This is a genomic window from Williamsia serinedens (genome assembly GCF_024171725.1).
Classification (GTDB): domain Bacteria; phylum Actinomycetota; class Actinomycetes; order Mycobacteriales; family Mycobacteriaceae; genus Williamsia_A; species Williamsia_A serinedens.
On record NZ_JAMTCG010000002.1, the window covers coordinates 707,905 to 728,794 of the forward strand.

The following is a 20,890-nucleotide window of genomic DNA, read 5'->3' on the forward strand; positions in this document are numbered from 1 at the left end:
GGTCGAGACTACCGGGCTACAGGTATTGCCCCGTGCCGGTCACTCCGTGGCCCCCGGGACCACCTGGCCCGCCGGGGCCACCCGGGCCCGGGAGCTGGCCCTGACGCATCTGCTCCAGCTGCGCACGCGCGGCCATCTGCTGCGCGAAGAGCGCGGTCTGGATCCCATGGAAGAGACCTTCGAGCCACCCGACGAGCTGCGCCTGCGCGATCCGCAGTTCCGCGTCCGACGGCGTCTGCTCGTCGCCGAAGGGTAGGGCGAGGCGCGAGAGCTCGTCACGGAGCTCGGGGGCGAGACCCTCCTCCAGCTCGCGGATCGACGACGCGTGGATCTCCTTCAGACGGGTGCGGCTCGCGTCGTCGAGAGGTGCGGCGCGGACCTCCTCCAGAAGCTGCTTGATCATCGTCCCGATCCGCATGACCTTCGCGGGCTGCTCCACCATGTCGGCGATACCGCCCTGCTGCTCCTCGGTGTCCTCGCCCGTGCCGCCGGAGGAACGGGACCCCGGGCCGACGACGACGATGTCGTCGCGGTCGGACTGGTTGTCGGGACCCGATCCGAACAGTGGTGACGTCATGGGTCCCATTGTGCGGCAGGCCCCGACAGCCGCGCGAGGAGCCACCCTGTCCGCAGCCGGGCTTCGGGCGTCGTCACCTGCGACGATGACGCATGCGTGAGTGCTCACAGGTCGTGGTTGGCGCGTGTGAAGGGCGACCTAACAACTCTTCGGCGCGGGTCTATGGTGTCTGCCATGACCTACGACGTCGCACGGGTGCGCGGGCTGTTCCCGTCGCTCGGCGACGGGTGGATCCACCTCGATCCGCAGGCCGGGAGTCAGATCCCCGACTCGGTGGCGTCGACGGTGTCCAAGGCCTTCCGTGCCCTCGTGTCGCAGCCCGGCGGGGTGTACCCGGCCGCGCGGCAGTCGCAGGCCGTCGTCGACGCCGCGCGTCAGGCGGTCGCCGACCTCGTCGGTGGGGACCCGGCCGGCGTGGTGCTCGGGCCGAGTCGCGGGATCCTGCTGTCGACGCTCGCGGAGGCGCTGCCGCCGCGGCTGTGGCTGGGCTCGACCGCCGTCGTCAGCCGTCTCGACGACGAGCCGAACATCATCGGGTGGCTGCGCGCGGCCGACCGCTACGGCGCGCGGGTGCGCTGGGCCGAGGTGGACATCGAGAACGGCGAACTGCCGCCGTGGCAGTACTCGGACCTCCTCGACGACGCGACCGCCATCGTCGCGGTGACGGCTGCCTCGTCGACCATCGGGACGGTCACCGACGTCGCCGCCATCGGTGCCGCGGCACGCGCCGCGGGTGCACTGTTCGTCGTCGACGCGACGTCGGCCGCGCCCTACACGGTCCTCGACATCGAGGCGATGGGTGCCGACGTGCTCGTCGTGTCCGCCGAGCGCTGGGGTGGTCCGCAGGTCGCCGCGCTCGCGTTCCGCGATCCCGGCCGGATCGCGACCCTCCGGTCGTCGGGGCTGTCGACGTCGACGAGCGGGCCCGGGCGCCTCGAGGTCGACGGGCTGCACCATGCCCTGCTCGCCGGACTCGCGGCGTCGGTGGAGCACCTCGCATCGCTGGACGACGCAGCCACCGGCAGCCGTCGGGATCGCCTGGTCACCTCGATCGCCAGCCTCAACGGTTATCTGCGGCGCCTCACGGCCTACCTCGCGGAGTCCCTGTCGCATCTCGACTTCGTGCACATGGTCGGCTCCGCCGCCGAGCGCGTCCCCACGGTCAGCTTCACCGTCGACGGCGTCGCCGCCGACAAGGTCGCCCGCCGTCTGGCCGACAACGGCATCTGCGCCCTGGTGGACCAGCCGAGCCGCGCGCTCGACGTGATCGGCGTCGGTGACGTCGGGGGAGCGGTCACCATCGGGCTCGGGCAGTACTCGACGCCGTACGAGGTCGACCAGCTGGTGCGCTGCCTCGGCTCGCTCGGCTGACGCAGAGTCGCCGCGGTCTCAGACCGTCAGCAGGACCTTCCCGACCGCGTCGCCGCCGTCGAGATGACGGTGCGCCGCGTCGGCCTCCTCGAGCGGGAACGTGCGGTCGACGACGGGGCGGACGCTGCCGTCGGCGACGAGCGGCCATGTGGTCTCGCGGACCCCGGCCATGATGGTGCCCTTGCCGGTCGGGCCCTCGACGGGACGTCCACGCAGGTTGGTGGCGGTGACCGACGCGCGCTTGGGCAACAGCGTGGAGATGTCGAGTTCGGCCTTCGCGCCACCCTGCATCCCGATGATCACGAGCCGGCCGCCGGAGGCGAGCGCGTCGACGTTCCGGGCCAGGTATTTCGCGCCGATGATGTCGAGGATGACGTCCGCGCCACCGAGGTCGTCGACGACGTCGACGAAGTCGTCCTGGTGATAGTCGATGAGCGTCGTCGCGCCGAACTCCGCGCAGATGTCGAGCTTGCGCTGTGATCCGGCGGTCACCGCGACCTCTGCCCCGAGGGCGCGGGCCAGCTGGATGGCGTGGGTGCCGATCCCGCTGGCGCCACCGTGGACGAGGAGTCGTTCGCCGGACCGTAGGCCCGCGACGAGCACCAGGTTCGACCACACCGTCGCCGCCACCTCCGGCAATGCGGCCGCCTCGACGAGGTCGACGCCGTCGGGCACCGGCAGGACCTGCACCGCGGGCACGGCGACGTACTCGGCGTAGCCGCCGCCCGCGAGCAGGGCGCACACCTCGTCACCGACGGCGAGGTCGGTGACGCCGTCGCCCACCTCGTCGACCGTGCCGGACACCTCCAGTCCGAGGATCGGGCTGGCACCGGCCGGCGGCGGATAGAGGCCCTGTCGCTGCATGAGGTCGGCCCGGTTGAGTCCGGCGGCCGCGACGGCGACGACGACCTCGCCCGGACCGGCCGACGGTCGGTCGACGGTCGTGGGCACGAGGCGGGAATCCGGTCCTTCGTTCTCGACGGCGATTGCGCGCATGACTCCTGCAACCGCCGTCGGCGGCCACCATTCCCGAACGATCGTTACAGAGCATGCGTGACGCATCGACAACGGTTGACCAGCGGAAATGATGCGATCAGCCGACTGCTCACCGCCCCGGACCCGGACTACTGTCGAGGAGCCGAGAAAAGGCGCCTTCCGCTGAACGCTGCGCGGGATCGCCCGGAGAGAAGGTGGGGGGCGATGTTCAGCACAGGCGACGACCTGGGTCCGCAGCCCGACCGCCGCGTCGTCCCGCTGCACCCGGTGCCGGACGGGGGTCCGCTCCGTGACGTCGAGCAGCGCGCCTGGCGCAGCTTCGTCGAGGGCACCCAGGCCCTGTTGACGTTCCTCGACCGCGAGCTGGTGGAGGAGACCGACCTGGCCCTGGGCGAGTACATGATCCTCGAGGTGCTGGCCGACCACCCCATGCTGCGCATGACCGATCTCGCGGGCGGCGGGCTCGCCTCGCGCAGCACCATCTCGCGTCAGGTGTCGCGTCTCGTTGATCTCGGCGACGTCGAACGCATCCCGGACACCAGCGATGCACGCAACCGTCTGGTCCGCATCACCGACGCCGGACGGGAACACCTCCGCCGCGCCGCGACGGGTCACGCCGACCGCGTCCGCAAGCACCTGCTTGCCCACGTCGACCCCCGTCCGGGGCACATCGGCGATCTGGACCTGTTCTTCCGCGACGTCCGCGAGGGGCTGGAGTAGCCCGGAAACCGGCTCGACCGGCTGCGTTACCCTGACCGGCGAGGGAAGTGTGGCAGAGCGGCCGAATGCACTCGCCTTGAAAGCGAGCGTGGGTGAAACCACCGGGGGTTCAAATCCCTCCACTTCCGCCAGGATTCGTGACCGCTGTCCGAATTCCGCGCCCGCAGCGCGCACCGCGGTCACATGGTCCACGGACCGCTCTCACAGCGCGGATCTGGAACAAGACACCCGGCGGTGCGAACTCGCTCAGACGCCGAACAGCGGCGGCAGGGCGAGGAAGATGACCGACGTCCAGGCGACGTGGGTGAGGATCGGGGCGAGCACACCGTCGGTTGCACGACGCTCGACCGCCGCGACGAAGCCCAGGAAGATCGCTGCGAATCCGAGCATGGGGTTGCCGCTCGCCATCGTCACGACGATGTAGATCAGCGTCGAGAAGATCACCGGGTAGTGCCGACCGAGTGCGGAGTACAGCGCACCGCGGAAGAACAGCTCCTCGGCGATGCCGTTGACGAGGGCGATCACCAGGACGACGACGATGTTGCCGGCGGTCGCGTGTTCGAAGACCGAGGTGACGAGGTCCTTGAGCGGCGGGATGGTCCGCACGACGAGACCGCCGACGACGAACACGGCGCCGAGCCCGAGACCCACGCCGATGCCGGTGAGGATCGGGCGTCGACGGTGGCCGCGCCAGGTGACGCGGCCCAGGTGCAACGGCCGCGACAGTGCCGCGCCGACGCACCACACGGCGGCGAGGGCGAGTGTGTAGACGTAGAAGATCGCGTCGCCCGGCTTCGTCGACAACGACAGCCCGAGGAAGACCGCGCCGATCACCAGGAAGACGACGACCACGATCCGTCGACGCTTGATGGTGCGCGGCGGCTCCGCCGGGTGCGCCGGCTCCCTGTGGAGCACGGCCCCCCGCAACTGTTCCCAGCCTTCGGTCACCAACGTGGTCACACGATCACCGTCCCAGGTGGTTGTTGACCCGGGCAACCGCTGCGGCCGCGATGTCCCATCCGACCCGGACGGCGCCCGCCGCCGGACCGGAGGACAGCAGCAGCGATGCGCCGAGGCGCTCGAACTGTTCCCACCCGTCGGCCGACACGGTCGCGGCGCCGAGCAGACGGATCCGGGCGACGTCGCCGCCGGCCCAGTCGGGGTCGGTGTCGGCGAGGTGGTGCGGGTCGGTCAGTCGGTTCACAGGGCGGGGTGTGCCGCCGGAGAGCGCCCGCCCGATGGCCTCGCGCACGGTCAGCAGCCCACCCGGCGGGTCCGGGACGAGGTCGCGGATGCGGCTCTCCGAGGCGTACATCGGGTAGTCGAGGGAGGCCACCAGGTCACCGGTCAGCCCACTCGGTACCGGCACCAGCAGACCGCTGACCTTCGACGCGAGCCCCGTGCCGAACCCGCGGAGCGGCAACGGGATACGACGCCGATGCGCGACCGACAGATAGGTCATCAGGACGTCCCGGTAGCTGGACTCGTCGGCCCCGGCGACGTCGTAGTCGCCCGCGGGGAGCCGGTCGGCGTCGGCCGCAGCGACGAGGTAGTGCACCACGTCGCGGACGGAGATGGGGTCCATCTTGTTGTCGGCCCAGGCGGGAAGCGGGATCACCGGCAACCGGTCGGCGAGGTAGCGGATCAGCTCGAACGACGTCGACCCGGCGCCGAGCACCACCGCCGCGCGCAGCCACACGAGCTCGGGACCGTCGGGCACCCTCAGGTGCTCGGCCACCTCGGCGCGACTGACGAGGTGCTCGGACAGCTCGTCCTCGTCGGGGACGAACCCGCCGAGGTAGACGATGCGGGAGACGCCGTTGTCGCGGGCGGCCTCGGCGACGTTGCGGGCCGACGCGTTGTCCTTCGCGCGGAAGCCGGGTTCACCGATGCCGTGGACGAGGTAGTAGACGACGTCGACCGGGCCGACGGCGCCGAACGCCGTGGCGGCCGCGGTCCGGTCCGACGCGTCGAGCGCGACGGGGATCACGTCGTCGTACCAGCCGTACGCGGCGAGGCCGTCGGGCTTGCGGGAGGCGGCGATCACCTCGTGGCCGGCGTCGAGCAGACCGGTGACCAGTCGTGACCCGACGTAGCCGCTGGCGCCGGTCACCAGGATGCGCATGCCCCCACGGTAGGCGGTGACGGGACGGAGGGTCGGGGCACGGGGCCCTGCCGGGGGTCGGCGACTACAGCCAGTCGCGTCGCTTGAACAGCGCGTACAGCACCACCATGGCGGTGAGCAGCAGTACGCAGCTCGTGACGAACCCCACCGTGTGGTCGAAACCGGGGAACGGGACGTTCTGCCCGTAGAAGCCGGTGATGGCGGTCGGCACCGCGATGATCGCCGCCCACCCGGTCAGCTTCTTCATCACCGTGTTCAGACGCGCGTCCTGCAGCGACAGGTTGGTCTCGAACACGGTCGAGACCATGTCCCGCAACGACTCGGTCCACTCGGCGGCCCGGAGGACGTGGTCGTAGAGGTCGGCGAACTCGGGATCGAGGCGGTCGCCGGCGCCGAGGGCGTCGCGCCGGTGCTGGATGACGGCGACCACCTCGCGCATCGGCAGCACGACGCGGCGCAGCGCCACGAGATCCTTGCGCACACCGTAGGTCCGGCGCTGCAACGTGCGGGCTGCGACGGACTCGTCGAACAACAGCCCTTCCAGGTCCTCGATCGCGTCGTCGAGTGTCTGCACCGCCTCGAAGTGACCGTCGACGACGACGTCGAGCAGTCCGTGCAGCAGCGCCTCGACGCCGCGGTCGTGCGCCTCGGTCTCGTCCCACCGCCGACGGACCTCGTCCATGTCGACGATGTCGGCCGACTCCGTGAGCCGGACGGTGATCAGCGCGTTGCGTTTGATGAAGACGGACACGCGTTGGGTGGCGATCGACTGGGAGACGCCGGTCGGGGTGTCGGCGGCGCGGACCCCGGCGTCGTCGGAACACCGGACCGCGTAGACGGTGACGAACGTGTGGTGGGCGTAGGTGGTCGCCTTGGTGCGCTCGGATGCGGCGAGCGCGTCCTCCACCGCCCACGGGCTGAGGTCGAGCTCCTCCGCGAGGCGCCCCATCGTCTCCTCCGACGGGTCCTCGAGGTCGGCCCACACGAGGGTGTGGTCCTCGGTGAGGCAGTCGGAGATGACCGCGAGGTCGAACCCGTCGACGGGCTTGCCGTCGCGCCAGATCTGACCGGTGATCGCCCCGTCGGACACGGCGCCGCTCAGTGGTCGGTGGAGAACGTCGAGCGGCGCCCGTGGCGGAACCAGGCGAGGTCGACGAGGCGGTCGATGAGGTCGGGATACGACAACCCCGTTGCCTCCCACATCTTCGGGTACATCGACGACGGCGTGAAGCCGGGGATCGTGTTGACCTCGTTGAGGAGCCAGCCGCGACCGCCCTCCTCGTAGAAGAAGTCGGCTCGGGCCATGCCGGAGCAGCGCAGCGCGGTGAAGGCCCGCAGGGCGAGCTCTCGCACCTCGGCGATCGCCTCGTCGGAGAGCTGCGCCGGGATCGACAGTCCCGCAGTGCCGTTCAGGTATTTGTCCGCGTAGTCGTAGAACTCGGCCCCGGGGAGGATCTCGCCGGGCAGCGAGGCCTCGGGCTGCGCGTTGCCGAGCACGGCCACCTCGATCTCGCGAGCGGTGACGCCCTCCTCGACGACGACGACCTCGTCGTACCGCAGCGCCAGCTCGAGCGCCGGGCCCAACTCGTCGGCGTCGTGTGCCTTCGAGATGCCCACCGACGAACCGAGATTGGCGGGCTTCACGAACACGGGGAAGCCGAGCTCGTCGGCGACGCGGGTGGCGAAGTCCTCGGTCGTCCCGACGCCGTCGCGGTATTCCAGCCAGCGGCACTGCGGGATGTCGTTCTGTGCGGCCACGACTTTCGCCATCGCCTTGTCCATGCACACGGCCGACCCCAGGACACCGCTGCCGACGTAGGGCACACCGAGGAGCTCGAGCATCCCCTGGACCGTGCCGTCCTCGCCGTGCGGGCCGTGGAGGAGCGGGAGGACCACCGTGGTGGGGATCAGGTCGGCGGTGGTGACCGCACGGGGGCCCTGCAGGATCTCCGTCGACGACGCCGACGTGCCCTCGACCGGAAGGCTCGACGGGAGCTCCCGCCCCTCCTCCAGCGCGGCGACCGCCTTGTCGTTGCGGATCCACTCGCCGGAGCGGGTGATGCCCACGGGGACGATGTCGTAGCGACGCCGGTCGGCGGCTGCCATCACGTGCGCAGCGGTGATGCAGGAGATGTCGTGCTCGGCCGACTTGCCGCCGTAGAGGACGACCAGGCGCACGCGCTCCAACGGCTGGTCGGGGTCGGGCGGGAGGACCATGGGCCTCACCCTACGGTCACGATCCGGACACCCGCGCGACGTGGTGGGACTGTCTGCGATCACCGCCCGCGTAAAATCGACGGGTGCGTTTCACAGCCAGCGAGGTCGCCACCGCCACCGGCGGGAGTCTCACCGGCGCCGATGTCCAGATCGACGGCGCCGGGATCGACTCCCGCACGATCGGGTCGGGACAACTCTTCGTCCCCATCGTCGCCGAGCGCGACGGGCACGACTTCATCCCCCAGGCCCTGTCCGCCGGCGCGTCGGCCTACCTGACGTCCCGCCCGCCCCTGCCCGACGCCGCGGCGTCGGCGATCGAGGTCGACGACACGGCTCGCGCCCTGATGGCGGTGGGGGAGGCGGCTCGCGGTCGCCTGACCGGACCGGTCGTCGGGGTCACCGGGTCGGTGGGTAAGACGTCGACGAAGGACATGCTCGCCCAGGTGCTCTCGACGGCGCTGCGGACCCACGCCAACGAGCGGTCGTTCAACAATGAACTGGGCCTGCCCATCACGTTGATGGGCGCCCCCGACGACACCGAGGCGGTCGTCGTCGAGATGGGTGCACGCGGTGTCGGCCACATCGCGATGCTGTGCGACATCGCCCACCCGACCGTCGGCGTGGTCACACGTGTCGACGGGGTGCACCTCGAGATGTTCGGCTCGATCGGGGCGATCGCCCAGGCGAAGGGTGAGTTGATCGCGTCGCTGCCCGACGACGGTCTCGCCGTGCTCAACGTCGACCAGGACACGGTCATCGCGATGGCCGCGCGGACGACGGCCGACGTGATCGCCTACGGGCTGTCCCCGAAGGCCGACGTCCACGCCGAGGACATCAGTGTCGACGCCGATCTGCGCCCCACGTTCACGCTGCGCTCCCCGTGGGGATCGATCGAGGTCGCGATGTCGGCGCGCGGGCGCCACCAGGTGCACAACGCTCTCGCCGCGGCGTCGGTCGCCGGCGGCCTCGGCCTCTCCGTCGAGCAGATCGCCGAGGGGTTGGCGGGTGCGGCCATCTCGGGCCTGCGGATGGAGCTGACGCGCACCGACGACGGTGTCGCCGTCCTCAACGACTCCTACAACGCCAATCCCACCTCGATGCGGGCCGCCCTCGAGGGTCTGTCGGGACTCACCGAGGGCCGCAAGGTCGCCGTCGTCGGGGTGATGGCCGAGATCGGCGACACCGCCCGGGCCGAGCATCTCGCCATCACCGCCCGGGCCCGCGAGCTCGGCGTCGAGGTGATCGCCGTCGACGCCCCCGACTACGGACCCGACGCGCGGCACGTCGCCGACATCGACGGCGCCGTGACGGCGCTGTCGGATCTGTCCGCCGGGGACGCCGTCCTGGTCAAGGGCTCGCGGGTCGCCGCACTCGAACGCGTCGCCGCCGCCCTGCTGGCGGCGCCGGCCTCGCGCTGACCGCCGTCGCGGGCCGCGGGGACCGGGTGGCGGTGCGCCGTCGGGACTCCCTGACCGGCCTGCGGGCGGTGGCCGCGTTCGCCGTCTGCGCGACGCACGCCGCGTTCTGGACGGGCGGGTACACCGACGACCTGCCCGGCCGGATGGCCGCGCGACTGGAGATCGGTGTCGCGATCTTCTTCGCGCTGTCGGGGTTCCTGCTGTTCCAGCCGTGGGTGCGTGCGCTCGCCGAGGGCCGACCGAGTCCGTCGCTGCGTCGGTACGCGCTGCACCGCGCGCGGCGCATCCTGCCCGCCTACTGGGTGACCGTCGTCGCGAGCTACGCGCTGTTCTCGGTGTGGCGGACGCAGGACGCGACGCTGGCCCACGACTGGTCCGGGTTCCTGCGGACGATGACGCTCACGCAGATCTACGGTTTCGGGCACCTGCACGTCGGGCTCACCCAGATGTGGAGTCTCGCCGTCGAGGTCGCGTTCTATCTCGCACTGCCGGTCATCGCTTGGGTGGTCGTCCGCGTGGTGTGCCGCGGGCGGTGGCGTCCGTGGGCCGTCGTCGGGTCATCGGTGGTGCTGGCCGCGGTGACACCGGTGTGGGCCGTCCTCACCTCCGACGGCACGCTCACCGACCCGACCGCCCGTCTCTGGCCGCCGGCGTTCGTCCTGTGGTTCGCGTGCGGGATGCTCCTCGCCGTCGCCGCGCAGTGCGGCGTCCGCGTGCACCCGCTGCTCGCGGTGCTCGTGGCGGTGCTCGCGTTCCAGCTCAGTTGGACGTCGGCGGCCGGTGAGCCGACCATCACCCCGACGACCGCCGGCGCGACCGTCGTGAAGTCGCTGCTCTACGGCCTCGTCGCGTCCTGTCTCGTCGGGGCGCTGGCGCTGTCACGGTCGGGGAACTGGTTCGACCGTCTGCTGGGACTCCGCGTGGCGGTGTGGTTCGGCGAGATCTCGTACGAGTTCTTCCTCGTGCACCTCGTCGTCCTGGTGTGGGTGATGGATCTGCTGGGCTATCCGACGTTCACCGGGTCGATGCTCGGGGTGCTCATCGTCACGACTGTGGTGAGCGTCCCGATCGCCTGGGCATTGCATCGAACGACATATGCCTGGTTGTGGGCGCGCTCCGTACCATCGGAGCCATCCCCGCACCGCGACAGGAGCACCACCCGATGAGCGAGCAGCGTCGCGACGCCTCCGCCGTCGGCGTCACCGCCGACACCGTCCATCGGTGGTGCGAGAAGTCGACCATCCCCGGGCGACACCCGGAGCTGTCGGACCCGGCGGCGGTCGCGATCGCCACCGGTCATCTCGACGCCGCAGCGCGGTCGATCGTGCTCGCCCGGATGTCGCGTGGGCTGCCGATCCCGATGGCTTCGCAGATCCTGCCCGGCGCCCGCGAGTTCGCCGAGCTGCGCCGTCTGCAGCGAACGGTCGCGGCACTCGACGAACAGGCGAACGCCCCGGTCACCCCGTCCGTCGTCGCCGCGGTGATCCGTGCGCGGCGAAACTCGGTCGCACGGCGGCTCGACGACGCCCGTCGCACGCTCGTCGGGGGCAAGGGGGTGTCCGCGACGGGCGTCCGGGCGATCCGGCGCGAGCGTCGTGAGGGGACGCATCTCGAGGCCGTCGACCGCGAACGGCTCTTCATCGGACTGTCCTACACACCCACACCGGATATCGGTGGCTACGTGCGGCGGATGGGCAACGCGGCGCTCGAGCGTGTTGCCGGTGTCATCGAGAACGCCGCCGCGAAGGCGGGCAAGGACTCCGGGCGACGGTGGCTCCCGGATCTCGTCGGTGACGCCGAGAGCATCACCCCGGGCGCCGACTCCCGGTTCGTCGACGGTTACGAGACCATTCTGTTCGCCGCGGGCAGCTTCTACGACCGGGTGATGCGCTGCCCGGCATGGCATTCGGAGCACTTCGCGATGCAGCGAGGGCAGGTCGACCTCGAGGCCGAGCTGGCGGAGATCGCCGCCGACGTCATCGCGTTGCGGGCGATCCGCGTCGATCTGGACTCCTCCCGCCGCGCAGCCGGTTTCGACGACGATCTCGACGGCCACATCGCCCGCCGTGAACAGTCGCTGCGTCCGGTCTGGCGCGAACTCGTCGACCGGGTCGCGGCGTTGGCGACCGTCGCCGAGGTGGTGGAGTCCGCGGCCGCGGAGCTGCGCGTCCTCGAGGAGTACGCCCACACCGCGACGATCGACGACCGCATCGACGAACTGGTCGCGCGGTCGGGATCGCGGGAGGTGTCCGCCGACAACACCCGTCGCCTCACCGAGCAGGTGCGTGCCGGCGAGGAGAACCTCCGCATCTACCGGGACGTGTTGCAGGGGAACATCCTCCGACTGTCGGCGGGGAGCCGGCCCTGGTCAGGAGAGTGACGCGACCCAGTCCGCGGTCGTGGTGACCGTGGCCTGATTCGGGAACACGGCCTCCATCAGCAGATCGTGGACGTCCCGTCTCCGATCGGCGCAGGCGTCGGCCAGCACGGTGATCCGGTGGTCGAGGTCGGCGGCCTGCCGCAGGGTCGAGAGCACCACGCCGCTCGTCGAGATACCGGCCAGGACGAGGTGGTCGGCCGCGAGGCCGCGGAGCAGCACCTCCAGGTCGCTGCCGGTGAACGCGCTGACCCGGCGCTTCGTCACGACCGGCTCGTCCGCGCGCGGACTCAGCGCGGGGTGGATCTGCGTCCCGTGGGCCGACTCCGTCATGGTCTCGCCGGCGCTGTCGGCGATCCGGCCGAAGCCGAGGTTGCTCGACGCGATCTCGGGGTGACCGGGTCGGAACGCGACGCGGACGAAGAGGACGGGGATGCTCGCGGCGCGGGCGGCATCGGCCGCCGAGACGGCGTTCGCGAGGGCGGAGGTGCCGTCGAACCGGTCGACGATGCCGTTCTGGAAGTCCATGACGAGAAGCGCTGTGGTCATGGATCCCAGGATGTCAGCCCAGACTGTTCACCACAACCTGATCAGTTTAGACTGATGGATATGCCTGACACTGCCGCTCCCGATGTCGCCCTGCGTGCCGCGGGGGACATCCGTGTCGCCGTCGGACGGCTGCTGCGCCGTCTGCGCGAGGTGTCCACCGGTGACGAACTCACCCCGGCGCAGGCGTCTGTGCTCGCCCGCGTCGGCAAGGGTGAGGCGTCCACCGCCGCCCGACTCGCCGAGGTGGAGAACGTCCGGCCGCAGTCGATGTCGACGACCATCGCGGCCCTGGAGAGGATGGGATTGCTCGAGCGGCACGCCGATCCGGGTGACGGTCGTCGCCAGATCGTGGTGCTGACCGCGGCCGGCCGCGACGCCGACGACAACAACCACCGCGCACGCGCGGAGTGGTTGACCGAGACGGTCGTGGAGCGGCTCACCGAGGACGAGTGCGCGACGCTGATCGAGGCCGCCCGGGTGATCGACAAGCTGGTCGCGCGATGACGGCAGGTGCCGTCGAGACCGACACCGGATTCGATCGGCGACTCCTGGCGCCGATGATGATCGGTTCGATCCTGAACCCGATCAACTCGTCGATCATCGCGATCGCGTTGGTGCCCATCGCCGTCGCACTCGGAGCACCCGCGTCGCAGACGGCGTGGCTGGTCTCGGGGCTGTATCTCGCCACCGCGGTGGGCCAGCCGGTCATGGGGCGTCTCATCGACGTGCACGGACCGCGCCGCCTCTACCTCGTGGGCGCGCTGTGCACCGTCGCCGCAGGAATCCTCGGCGTCGTGGCCCCGGACCTCTGGGTCCTGGTGATCGCCCGGGTGTTGCTCGGGATCGGTACGTGCGCCGCCTACCCCGCGTCGATGTACCTGATCCGGATGGAGGGTGACCGGACGGGGACGGCGAGCCCGGCGGGTGTGCTGACGGCGCTGTCGGTGACGACGCAGACCATCGCGGTGATCGGACCGACCCTGGGTGGGCTGCTCATCGGCCTGGGTGGGTGGCGGGCCACCTTCGCCGTCAACATCCCGCTCGGGGTGGCGATCCTGGTCCTGGGGCTCCTGTTCCTGCCCCGGACCGTCCCGGCGTCCGGCGGCCAGGGCACCGGATCCGACTGGGTGGGCGTCGCGCTGTTCACCGCGATGGTGCTGTCGCTGTTGGTGTTCCTCATGCACCTGTCCCTCGACCGCATGTGGCTCCCGGTGCTCGCCGTCGGCGTCGGCACCGCCTTCGTCCTCTGGGAGCGCAGGAGAACCCACCCGTTCATCGACGTGGCCGTCTTCGTCGGGAACAGGCCGCTCGTCGTGACCTATGTCCGGGCTGTCCTGGCGGCCACGGTCTCCTACAGCTATCTCTACGGCTACACGCAGTGGCTGCAGGAGACGCGGGAATTGTCGGCCACCGCAGCAGGACTCGTCCTGCTGCCGACTTTCGTGGTCGGGATCGTGGTGTCCGTGACGACGGGCCGTCGGCCGCAGATCCGCCGCAAGTTGCTGGTCGGTGCCGTGGCCCAGATGGCTGCCGCCGCATTGATCCTGTCGACGTGGACCGACGCGCCCGTCTGGTATCTGGTGCTGACGGCTGCCGTCACCGGTGTGCCGCAAGGGCTCATCAACCTCGCCGTGCAGAACACCCTGTACCACCAGGCAGATCCGGGACGCATGGGTGCGTCATCGGGTCTGCTGCGGACGTTCATGTACTCGGGCGCGATGCTCGCGTCGGCCGCGAGCGGCGCGTTCTTCGGTGCGCGTGCCACCACCGCGGGAGTGCATGAACTGGCGCTGTTCATGCTCGTGGTCGCCGCGGTGCTGGCCGTTCTCACCGTCGTCGACCGGAGCCTGCGGGCCGTCGACGCCGCGGCCCAGAGCTGACCGTCAGCGCGGACGCTGCGGCGCACCCGGGACCGGAAGGCACGCCAGCGCGAAGCATCCCGGATTGCCCTGCAGCGGCGCGCGCAGTGGTGCCGAGCCGCAGCGGGTGACGGTGCAACCGGGCGGGGCGTAGGGTCCGAGCCCGAATGCGCCGAGGGCGACCGACGGATCGGCGAACTCGTCGGGGTCGATCGTGAGGTTGAACGTCGGCCGGTACGGACCGGGATCGGGGAGTCGTGGCGACGTCAGCGACGCCGCGAACAACCGCAGGAAGCTGTGGTACAGCTCGCTGTTCAGGCTCCCGCTCAGCGTGGTGATCGGATCGGGCGAGACGTCGCCGAACGCACCCGTCCAACTCACCACGATGCCCAGGCCCGGCATGATGAAGTTGTTCTGTTGCGCGAGGCCGACCATCGCGTAGGTGTCGGCGGGCAGACCTTGGAACGGTGCGGCGTCGACCGTCTGCCGGGACGGGATCGACGGTCCCGTACACGGTCCCCGGTTGAGCCAGAAGAGGTAGCCGTAGCACGGGTTCGTCGTCGTCGGGGTGCGTGCCTGGTCGACGTAGTCGGTGGAGATCACCCTGCGCCCGTTCCACTCTCCGCCGTTCAGCATCAGCAGGCCGAGACGGGCGAAGTCGTCCGGGGGCATGTAGAGGAAGGCGTAGCCGTAGGTGTTCCCGCTGCGGTCACGGTTCCAGAACCAGTCACGCGGTCCGATGCCGACGGGTCCGAACAGCTTGTCCTGGGCGTAGCGCTGCACGTCCTCGCCCACCGCGCGACCGACGACGAAGGCGAGCAGGTCACCGTTGTGCTGCCCGTACTCGAAGAACGTGCCCGGGCGGTGCAGGATCGGCAGCGCGAGGGCCTGCTTCACCACGTCGATGTCGAGGTCGAGGGCCGCCGGGATGCCCTCGCTGACGATCGACTGCTTCAGCCCGGAGGTCTGGGTGAGCAGGTCGCGCACGGTGATCGCACGGTGTGCGGCGTCCCCGAGTCCGGCGGGCAGGTAGTCGCCGATCGGTGCGTCGAGGCGCAGCCGCCCCTCGCTGTAGGCGACGCCGGCGACCATCGACACGACCGACTTGGTGCCGCTCCACAGGTTCCACGGGACACCGTCGGTGACCGGGTTGAACGGCCCCTCACCGACGAGGCAGTTGTTCCGATAGATCTGGACGTTGGTCCGCAACCGCGACGACGCGAACGCGATCGCGGTCCGGAGCTTCGCGGCGTCGATGCCGACCTGGGCCGGGGTGGCGGTCTGCGGATGGGACGTGCCGTTCGGGACCGGGCACGATCGTAACGTCGGCGCCGGGGTCGACGAGGGCTCCGCAGCGGCGAATGGCGTGGAGAGCGCCGTCATCAGTGCGCACACCACACCGACGACGACCATCGCCCACCGACGCCGACTGTGACCCATAACACTTGACCGCACGGTAAACAGTTAGCACATGGCTCGCGCTGCGTACAGTGTCAGCCGTGTCCGAGCCGCCGCCCCGCCGGAAAAGGCCTGGTCCCGCCCCGATCCCACGGCAGCGGGTGCTGGCCGCGGCCGCCGAGGTCTTCGCCGAGTCCGGCTACGACGGCGCCTCGGTGGTCGAGATCGCGCGCCGCGCGCACACCAGCAAGCCGACCATCTACAAGCACTTCGGTGACAAGGCCGGCCTCTATCGCAGCTGTCTCGAGAGCGAGATCGCGGTGGCCCGCGAGTTCCTGTTCGACGCCTACACGCGAGCGGAGTCGGAGTCGATCGCCGACGAGGTGACCGCCGACGTCGTGGCGTTCTTCGACTACGCCCGCGAGAGGCCCCACGGTTTCCGGCTCATCGTCGACGACACCCATCGGGGTCCCGGGGGCGAGAGTGCACAGGACTTCACCGACTCTGTGATCGACCGCATCGTCCGTCGTCTCGCCGCGCGGACCGGCCTCGACACGTCGTCCACCGCGCTGCGACAGATCGCAGCGATGCTCGTCGGCGCGTCGGTCTACTCCGCGCGGGAGGCGCTGCTCGTCTCGCACGCCGATCCGGCCGCCGCGTCACGGCTGGCGTCCGACTTCATGAGCGGTGCCGTCCTGCACCTCGCGCACCCGCCGTCGGGTGACGACTGACCGATCACGCCGAGCTGACACCGATCTCGTGGGACAACCACGGCAGTGAGTCCTGGAACGACGTCGACGCGAACTGCCACGAGTGGCGGCCGGGCCGGTTGTCGATGGTGCAGCTGATGTCGACCGCCCGGTTCTCGGCGCACAACTGCACGGCCTCCTGCCCCTGGTTCGCCGACCCGCCGTCGCCGCGACCGCCGAGTCCCGCGCCGCCCTGCGACGGCGGCTTCCAGCCGCCCGGCGGGCGGTGATGGGCCCCGGCGTGCTGACCGCGCCACCGCGGCATGCCGGACTGGTCCGCCTCCTCGTACCGGGCGGACACCCCGACATAGGGGCCGTGCTTCTGCATCACGGTCGCCGGGTCGAACGAGGCGTACGCCGCGGCGTTCCCGCCGAAGAGCCGGTCGACGGTCTGCCGCGTCGTCCCGGCGACCGGTGCCGCGTCCCCGGCGATGTCGACGTAGGAGTGGAACAGGTCGGGGTGCATCACGGTCAGGTCGACCGAACACGTCCCGCCCATCGACCATCCGACGATGCCCCAGTTCGCCGCCGACGAGGAGGTGTGGAACGTCGAGATGACCGCGGGCCGCACCTCGTCGGTGAGATGCGTGGCGACGTTCCCGCGGGGTCCGTTCACGCACTCGGTGTCGTTGTTGAACGACCCGCCGGCGTCGACGAACACGAGTACCGGTGCGTTGCCGTCGTGCTGCTTCGCGTACGCGTCGACGATCGGGATCGCGTTGCCGGTCCGCATCCAGTCCGACGGGGTGTTGAACTCACCGGCGATCATCATGACCACCGGCAGGGTCGGGGGAGTGGCCCCACGGAACCACGCGGGCGGCAGGTAGACGTACTCGGTGCGGTGGGCGAAGTGGCTGACATCGTCGGTGGTGGTGATCGGGACGACGGCGCCGGTGGTTCGGCCTGTATTCCTCATCGACCCCAGCGCGTCGGCGGAGACCTGGTCGGGCAGTGGACCCGCGGTGACCGCACCCCAGGCCGCCGACAGGGTCGGGTAGTAGCCGACCCACTGGTTCAGCACGACCGACGTCGTCAGCGCGGTGGCCAGGACGGCGAGGACGGCGACCCCGCGTCGCCACCACCGCGCGCTGCGGAACCCGACGACGAAGACCGCGATCGCGCCGACCGTCGCACCGACCCAGACCCACAGCTGCCACGGCGCCGGATCCGTCGCCAGACCCTGCGAGTCGAAGTACAGGTGCACCAGGAGTGCTCCGACGACCGCGACGAGCAGGGACACCGGCACCCAGAGGAAACGCCACCGCCGTGTCCGCCATCCGACGGCGACGACGAGCAGGACCACCGCGACGATCTGCAGCGTGAGGGGGAACCACCCGTCGAGCAGGGACACCCCGTTGTGTGACGACACAGGCACGTCGGCGAGTGTGCCGAGCCACCCTGTCCGATCGCTGTGAGATACGTGTGAGCACAGGGCAACTCGGACGCACGCGACGATCCGGGCGTTCTCGTTCGGCGCCGTTCCATCGTTCCCGCGCCGTACTCGGCGCGGACAGCTGACGAAGCTGCGGACAGGGGCTGCCGACGGTCAGAGCGTGTCGGTCACCCCGAACGCGACCAGGCGCACAATGTCTCCTTCTCGTGGTCGGTGAGACGGCGCAGAGTGTGCGCCTCGACGTCGACGACGGCCATACGGGTGCTCGCGCTGTACGCCGGCGGCGTGTCGGGGTCGTCGCCATCGGCGGTGAGCGCGTAGCCGATGGTGAAGTCGACGGATCGGAACCCGTCGATCCACATGGCGACCCGGATCGGGCCGTCCTCGTGGCGGAGATGTCGATGTGCGGTGAGGTCGACAGTCACGATCATCGCGCTGGTGATCAGGGGGCGGTGTTCCTCGCCCGCGCTGAGCAGCCACGCGACGCGGGCCTCCTCCATGACCGTCACGAGGTGTCCGGTGGACAGCAGTCCCGTCGGTCCGGCGTCGGACCACCGGACCGGCACAGTCGCCGTGAACGCTCCGCTGCCTGTGGTGCTCATGTGGCTGATGTTGCTGGATGGACACAGGATCGTGACGGACCCGATGCCCGTCGACGTGCGCCGTGTGGCGGTTCGAGAGCCGGCCGCTCGCTACTGTTGTGGGGCGCGAACACCCCTCGTTCCTACAGCGCGGGGGTGCGCGCACGGTGACGAGGGGTGAGCAGGTGATCAGTTCGGTGGGGGTTCGACGCCGCCGGTTCCGTCGCGCCCTCATCCCGCTGGCCGTCGTTGCGACCGTCCTGGGCGCGTCGCCGGTCGCGTCCGCTGCGCCGGCCCCGCCGCGCGAGGTCGCCCTCGACGAGGTGACCAAGGTGAGCCCCCGTCAGCTCGAGGTGTCCGTCGAGTCCCCGGCCATGGGCGGCCCGGTGTCGGTGACTGTGCTCCTCCCGCGGGACACGTCGCGGAGCCGCTCGACGGTCTACATGCTCGACGGCGCCGGCGCGACGGGGAACGTCAGCGACTGGATCACCAAGGGTGACGCGGTGGCGTTCTTCGAGGACAAGGACGTCAACGTCGTGCTGCCCGCGGGCGGCAAGAGCACGTTCTACACCGACTGGGAACGCACCGACCGCGTCGTCGGCAAACCGATGTGGGAGACGTTCCTGACGAGGGAACTGCCGCCCCTGATCGACAGGTACTACAACGGCAACGGCCGCAACGCGATCGTCGGACTGTCCATGGGTGGACAGGCCGCTCTTGCGCTCACGTTCCGGCACCCGCAGCTCTACACCGGCGCCGCGTCGTTGAGCGGGTGCCCGCCCACCAGCGGCCTGCTCAACGAGGCGTACGTCCGTGCGACCGTCGGTCGCGACGGAGCCGACGCCACCAACATGTGGGGTCCGTTCGGGGCGCCCGGGTGGGCCGCGCACGACCCGAGCCTGCACCTCGACAAGCTCCGCGGTAAGAACCTCTACATCTCCGCGGCCTCCGGCGCGATCGGGCCGCTCGACTTCCAGGAACCGCTGGACCCGGGGATGAGCCGACAGCAGCAGACGTTCGCGGCGTCCGGGCTGGAGAGCGGCGCCTACCGGTGCTCGCTGGAGTTCGCTCTGACCCTGCGCGCCAACAACATCCCCGCGACGGAGAGCTTCCCGCTGATCGGCACGCACTCGTGGGCGTACTGGCGGCAGGACCTGCCGCAGCTGTGGCCGACGATCGCTCGCGGGCTCTGACTCAGTCCCGACGCCACGTCTGCGCGTAGCGCAGGAAGAGGTCGTTCTCCTCGGGATCGCCGATGGTGACGCGCACACCGTCGCCGGCGAACGGGCGGATGACGACCCGGTTCTCGATCGCCGCGGCGGCGAAATCGGTTGCGGCGTCGCCGAGGTCGAGCCAGACGAAGTTCGCCTGCGACTCCGGGACGGGATAGCCGAGATCCTTCAGCGCAGCGGACACGCGTGCGCGCTCGGCGACGACGGCCTCGGTGCGGGCCAACAGCTCGTCGTCGGCCTCGAGGCAGGCGGTGGCGGCCGCCTGCGCCAGCGAGTTCACGCTGAACGGGACGTGCACCCGGCGGAGACCGTCGATGACGGCGTCGTCGGCCACCGCGTAGCCGACGCGGAGTCCCGCCAGCCCGTACGCCTTGGAGAAGGTCCGCAGGACCACCAGGTTGGCGAAGCGCCGCTGCAGCTCGATCGCGTCGTAGCGCTGGGTCTCGCTCGGCCGGACGTACTCGACGTAGGCCTCGTCGAGCGCGACGACGACGTCCGACGGCACCTTCTCGAGGAAGTCGACGAGAGCCTGCGCCTCGACGATGGTCCCGGTCGGGTTGTTGGGGTTGCAGACGAAGATCAGGCGCGTTCGCTCGGTGATCGCGTCGGCCATCGCCTCGAGGTCGTGGACGCGGTCGCCGGTCAGCGGGACCTGGACAGGCGTCGCTCCGACGACGCGGGTGGCGAGCGGGTACGTCTCGAACGACCGCCAGGCGAAGAGCACCTCGTCGCCGGGGCGGCAGGTGATGGTGATGAGGTTCTGGCACAGGCTCACCGACCCACAGCCCGTCTGGATCGCGTCCGGCGGGACACCGAGCTTCTTGGCGAGCGCTTCGGTGAGGCCGACCATGCCGTTGTCGGGATAGCGGTTGAGGTTGTGCGCCGCGTCCGCGATCGCGCGGGCGACGCTCGGCAGCGGGCCGAACGTCACCTCGTTGCTGGCCAGCTTCACCGCCCCGGGGAACGTCCGACCGGGGACGTAGGCGGGTACCGAGGCCAGGTCGGGGCGGATGCGCGGGGTCACACAGACCAATCTAACGGGCGTCCGACCTGCGGTTCCATGCTGGTTTGCTCCGGCTCGGAACGCATGTGTAACCTTTGCGTTCGGCAGTTCGCGAGAACTCCGCTGGAGGCGTGCCAGAGTGGCCGAATGGGACTCACTGCTAATGAGTTGTCCGGCCAACACCGGACCGGAGGTTCGAATCCTCTCGCCTCCGCCGCCGGCACCCGCCGACAACTGAAGAACATGCGCCCGTAGCTCAACGGATAGAGCATCTGACTACGGATCAGAAGGTTAGGGGTTCGAATCCCTTCGGGCGCACAACGAC

The 20,890-nt window shown here is 70.3% G+C and carries 20 protein-coding genes and 3 tRNA genes; 12 read left to right on the forward strand and 11 right to left on the reverse strand.

Translation table 11 applies throughout. The annotated features are described in order from the left end of the window. Positions 1-16 precede the first annotated feature (16 nt). Complete coding sequence (locus tag LX12_RS06955; RefSeq protein ID WP_253653782.1) at positions 17-577, reverse strand: bacterial proteasome activator family protein; 561 nt, start codon at positions 575-577, stop codon at positions 17-19. Positions 578-751: 174 nt separating this feature from the next. Here LX12_RS06955 and LX12_RS06960 point away from each other — a divergent pair, with 174 nt between their 5' ends. Beyond that, positions 752-1,948, forward strand: coding sequence for a cysteine desulfurase-like protein (locus tag LX12_RS06960; RefSeq protein ID WP_253653783.1), 1,197 nt, complete (start codon positions 752-754; stop codon positions 1,946-1,948). An 18-nt stretch (positions 1,949-1,966) separates the two neighbouring features. Here the strand turns inward: LX12_RS06960 and LX12_RS06965 are convergent, their stop codons facing one another. After that, positions 1,967-2,944, reverse strand: a complete 978-nt coding sequence (locus LX12_RS06965; protein ID WP_253653784.1) for an NAD(P)H-quinone oxidoreductase — start codon at positions 2,942-2,944, stop codon at positions 1,967-1,969. A 204-nt stretch (positions 2,945-3,148) separates the two neighbouring features. Between LX12_RS06965 and LX12_RS06970 the strand changes: the two genes are divergently transcribed. Continuing rightward, positions 3,149-3,664 (forward strand): MarR family winged helix-turn-helix transcriptional regulator, encoded by a 516-nt coding sequence (locus LX12_RS06970; protein ID WP_253653785.1) that lies wholly within the window; start codon positions 3,149-3,151, stop codon positions 3,662-3,664. A gap of 43 nt (positions 3,665-3,707) precedes the next feature. After that, positions 3,708-3,795, forward strand: a tRNA-Ser gene (locus LX12_RS06975). A gap of 115 nt (positions 3,796-3,910) precedes the next feature. Here LX12_RS06975 and LX12_RS06980 read toward each other — a convergent pair. The 4 genes from LX12_RS06980 to LX12_RS06995 all read right to left on the reverse strand — a co-directional run bounded on the left by LX12_RS06980 (position 3,911) and on the right by LX12_RS06995 (position 8,006). Continuing rightward, positions 3,911-4,624 (reverse strand): CPBP family intramembrane glutamic endopeptidase, encoded by a 714-nt coding sequence (locus tag LX12_RS06980; RefSeq protein WP_308213974.1) that lies wholly within the window; start codon positions 4,622-4,624, stop codon positions 3,911-3,913. A 4-nt stretch (positions 4,625-4,628) separates the two neighbouring features. Next, positions 4,629-5,789, reverse strand: coding sequence for an NAD-dependent epimerase/dehydratase family protein (locus LX12_RS06985; RefSeq protein ID WP_253653786.1), 1,161 nt, complete (start codon positions 5,787-5,789; stop codon positions 4,629-4,631). A 64-nt stretch (positions 5,790-5,853) separates the two neighbouring features. Further along, entirely contained in the window at positions 5,854-6,879 is a 1,026-nt protein-coding gene (locus LX12_RS06990) for a magnesium transporter CorA family protein (protein ID WP_253653787.1), read from the reverse strand. A gap of 8 nt (positions 6,880-6,887) precedes the next feature. Continuing rightward, positions 6,888-8,006 (reverse strand): D-alanine--D-alanine ligase family protein, encoded by a 1,119-nt coding sequence (locus LX12_RS06995; protein WP_253653788.1) that lies wholly within the window; start codon positions 8,004-8,006, stop codon positions 6,888-6,890. Positions 8,007-8,089: 83 nt separating this feature from the next. Here LX12_RS06995 and LX12_RS07000 point away from each other — a divergent pair, with 83 nt between their 5' ends. The 3 genes from LX12_RS07000 to LX12_RS07010 are packed head-to-tail and all read left to right on the forward strand — an operon-like array spanning position 8,090 to position 11,804. Continuing rightward, positions 8,090-9,424: a UDP-N-acetylmuramoyl-tripeptide--D-alanyl-D-alanine ligase gene (locus tag LX12_RS07000; RefSeq protein ID WP_253653789.1), complete on the forward strand. Its 1,335-nt coding sequence runs from the start codon at positions 8,090-8,092 to the stop codon at positions 9,422-9,424. Positions 9,425-9,450: 26 nt separating this feature from the next. After that, positions 9,451-10,590 carry an acyltransferase family protein gene (locus LX12_RS07005; RefSeq protein ID WP_308213975.1) on the forward strand — a complete coding sequence of 380 codons (1,140 nt, stop codon included), beginning with the start codon at positions 9,451-9,453 and terminating at the stop codon, positions 10,588-10,590. Further along, on the forward strand, positions 10,587-11,804 hold the full coding sequence (locus LX12_RS07010) for a hypothetical protein (protein ID WP_253653790.1): 1,218 nt from the start codon (positions 10,587-10,589) through the stop codon (positions 11,802-11,804). Before LX12_RS07005 ends, LX12_RS07010 begins: the two co-directional genes overlap by 4 nt. Here LX12_RS07010 and LX12_RS07015 read toward each other — a convergent pair. Then, the gene (locus LX12_RS07015; protein ID WP_253653791.1) at positions 11,793-12,350 is read right to left on the reverse strand and encodes a cysteine hydrolase family protein; all 558 of its coding nucleotides are present in this window, start codon (positions 12,348-12,350) and stop codon (positions 11,793-11,795) included. The genes LX12_RS07010 and LX12_RS07015 overlap by 12 nt on opposite strands. A 60-nt stretch (positions 12,351-12,410) precedes the next feature. On the opposite strand from LX12_RS07015, the gene LX12_RS07020 reads away from it, so the two are divergent. Beyond that, a complete protein-coding gene (locus LX12_RS07020; RefSeq protein WP_253653792.1) occupies positions 12,411-12,854 on the forward strand; it encodes a MarR family winged helix-turn-helix transcriptional regulator in 444 nt (147 codons plus the stop codon). After that, a complete protein-coding gene (locus LX12_RS07025) occupies positions 12,851-14,230 on the forward strand; it encodes an MFS transporter (protein ID WP_253653793.1) in 1,380 nt (459 codons plus the stop codon). The genes LX12_RS07020 and LX12_RS07025 overlap by 4 nt, the downstream gene beginning before the upstream one ends. Positions 14,231-14,233: 3 nt before the next feature. Here LX12_RS07025 and LX12_RS07030 read toward each other — a convergent pair whose 3' ends face one another. Beyond that, positions 14,234-15,649, reverse strand: a complete 1,416-nt coding sequence (locus LX12_RS07030) for a serine hydrolase domain-containing protein (RefSeq protein WP_253653794.1) — start codon at positions 15,647-15,649, stop codon at positions 14,234-14,236. A 59-nt stretch (positions 15,650-15,708) separates the two neighbouring features. Here LX12_RS07030 and LX12_RS07035 point away from each other — a divergent pair, with 59 nt between their 5' ends. Next, the gene (locus tag LX12_RS07035; protein WP_253653795.1) at positions 15,709-16,338 is read left to right on the forward strand and encodes a TetR/AcrR family transcriptional regulator; all 630 of its coding nucleotides are present in this window, start codon (positions 15,709-15,711) and stop codon (positions 16,336-16,338) included. 4 nt (positions 16,339-16,342) lie between these two features. Here the strand turns inward: LX12_RS07035 and LX12_RS07040 are convergent, their stop codons facing one another. Together LX12_RS07040 and LX12_RS07045 are read right to left on the reverse strand one after the other, a co-directional pair. Continuing rightward, the gene (locus LX12_RS07040) at positions 16,343-17,272 is read right to left on the reverse strand and encodes an alpha/beta hydrolase (protein WP_372504947.1); all 930 of its coding nucleotides are present in this window, start codon (positions 17,270-17,272) and stop codon (positions 16,343-16,345) included. 644 nt (positions 17,273-17,916) lie between these two features. Continuing rightward, entirely contained in the window at positions 17,917-18,351 is a 435-nt protein-coding gene (locus LX12_RS07045; RefSeq protein WP_253653796.1) for an acyl-CoA thioesterase, read from the reverse strand. A gap of 164 nt (positions 18,352-18,515) precedes the next feature. On the opposite strand from LX12_RS07045, the gene LX12_RS07050 reads away from it, so the two are divergent. Continuing rightward, on the forward strand, positions 18,516-19,523 hold the full coding sequence (locus LX12_RS07050) for an alpha/beta hydrolase (protein ID WP_372504938.1): 1,008 nt from the start codon (positions 18,516-18,518) through the stop codon (positions 19,521-19,523). Position 19,524: 1 nt separating this feature from the next. Here LX12_RS07050 and hisC read toward each other — a convergent pair whose 3' ends face one another. Next, positions 19,525-20,586 carry a histidinol-phosphate transaminase gene (hisC, locus tag LX12_RS07055; protein WP_253653797.1) on the reverse strand — a complete coding sequence of 354 codons (1,062 nt, stop codon included), beginning with the start codon at positions 20,584-20,586 and terminating at the stop codon, positions 19,525-19,527. 104 nt (positions 20,587-20,690) lie between these two features. Here hisC and LX12_RS07060 point away from each other — a divergent pair. Then, a tRNA-Ser gene (locus LX12_RS07060) sits at positions 20,691-20,779 on the forward strand. Between the two features lie 31 nt (positions 20,780-20,810). Continuing rightward, positions 20,811-20,883, forward strand: a tRNA-Arg gene (locus LX12_RS07065). The last annotated feature ends 7 nt before the right edge of the window (positions 20,884-20,890 follow it).

Bases quoted from the DNA above. Each gene is read 5' to 3' on its own strand.
- LX12_RS06965 (WP_253653784.1), bottom strand. From the start codon at position 2,944: ATGCGCGCAATCGCCGTCGAGAACGAAGGACCGGATTCCCGCCTCGTG.
- LX12_RS06970 (WP_253653785.1), top strand. From the start codon at position 3,149: ATGTTCAGCACAGGCGACGACCTGGGTCCGCAGCCCGACCGCCGCGTC.
- LX12_RS07030 (WP_253653794.1), bottom strand. From the start codon at position 15,649: ATGGGTCACAGTCGGCGTCGGTGGGCGATGGTCGTCGTCGGTGTGGTG.
- LX12_RS07020 (WP_253653792.1), top strand. From the start codon at position 12,411: ATGCCTGACACTGCCGCTCCCGATGTCGCCCTGCGTGCCGCGGGGGAC.
- LX12_RS06985 (WP_253653786.1), bottom strand. From the start codon at position 5,789: ATGCGCATCCTGGTGACCGGCGCCAGCGGCTACGTCGGGTCACGACTG.
- LX12_RS07040 (WP_372504947.1), bottom strand. From the start codon at position 17,272: ATGAGGAATACAGGCCGAACCACCGGCGCCGTCGTCCCGATCACCACC.
- LX12_RS06960 (WP_253653783.1), top strand. From the start codon at position 752: ATGACCTACGACGTCGCACGGGTGCGCGGGCTGTTCCCGTCGCTCGGC.
- LX12_RS06955 (WP_253653782.1), bottom strand. From the start codon at position 577: ATGACGTCACCACTGTTCGGATCGGGTCCCGACAACCAGTCCGACCGC.
- LX12_RS07010 (WP_253653790.1), top strand. From the start codon at position 10,587: ATGAGCGAGCAGCGTCGCGACGCCTCCGCCGTCGGCGTCACCGCCGAC.
- LX12_RS07025 (WP_253653793.1), top strand. From the start codon at position 12,851: ATGACGGCAGGTGCCGTCGAGACCGACACCGGATTCGATCGGCGACTC.
- LX12_RS07015 (WP_253653791.1), bottom strand. From the start codon at position 12,350: ATGACCACAGCGCTTCTCGTCATGGACTTCCAGAACGGCATCGTCGAC.
- LX12_RS07045 (WP_253653796.1), bottom strand. From the start codon at position 18,351: ATGAGCACCACAGGCAGCGGAGCGTTCACGGCGACTGTGCCGGTCCGG.
- LX12_RS06995 (WP_253653788.1), bottom strand. From the start codon at position 8,006: ATGGTCCTCCCGCCCGACCCCGACCAGCCGTTGGAGCGCGTGCGCCTG.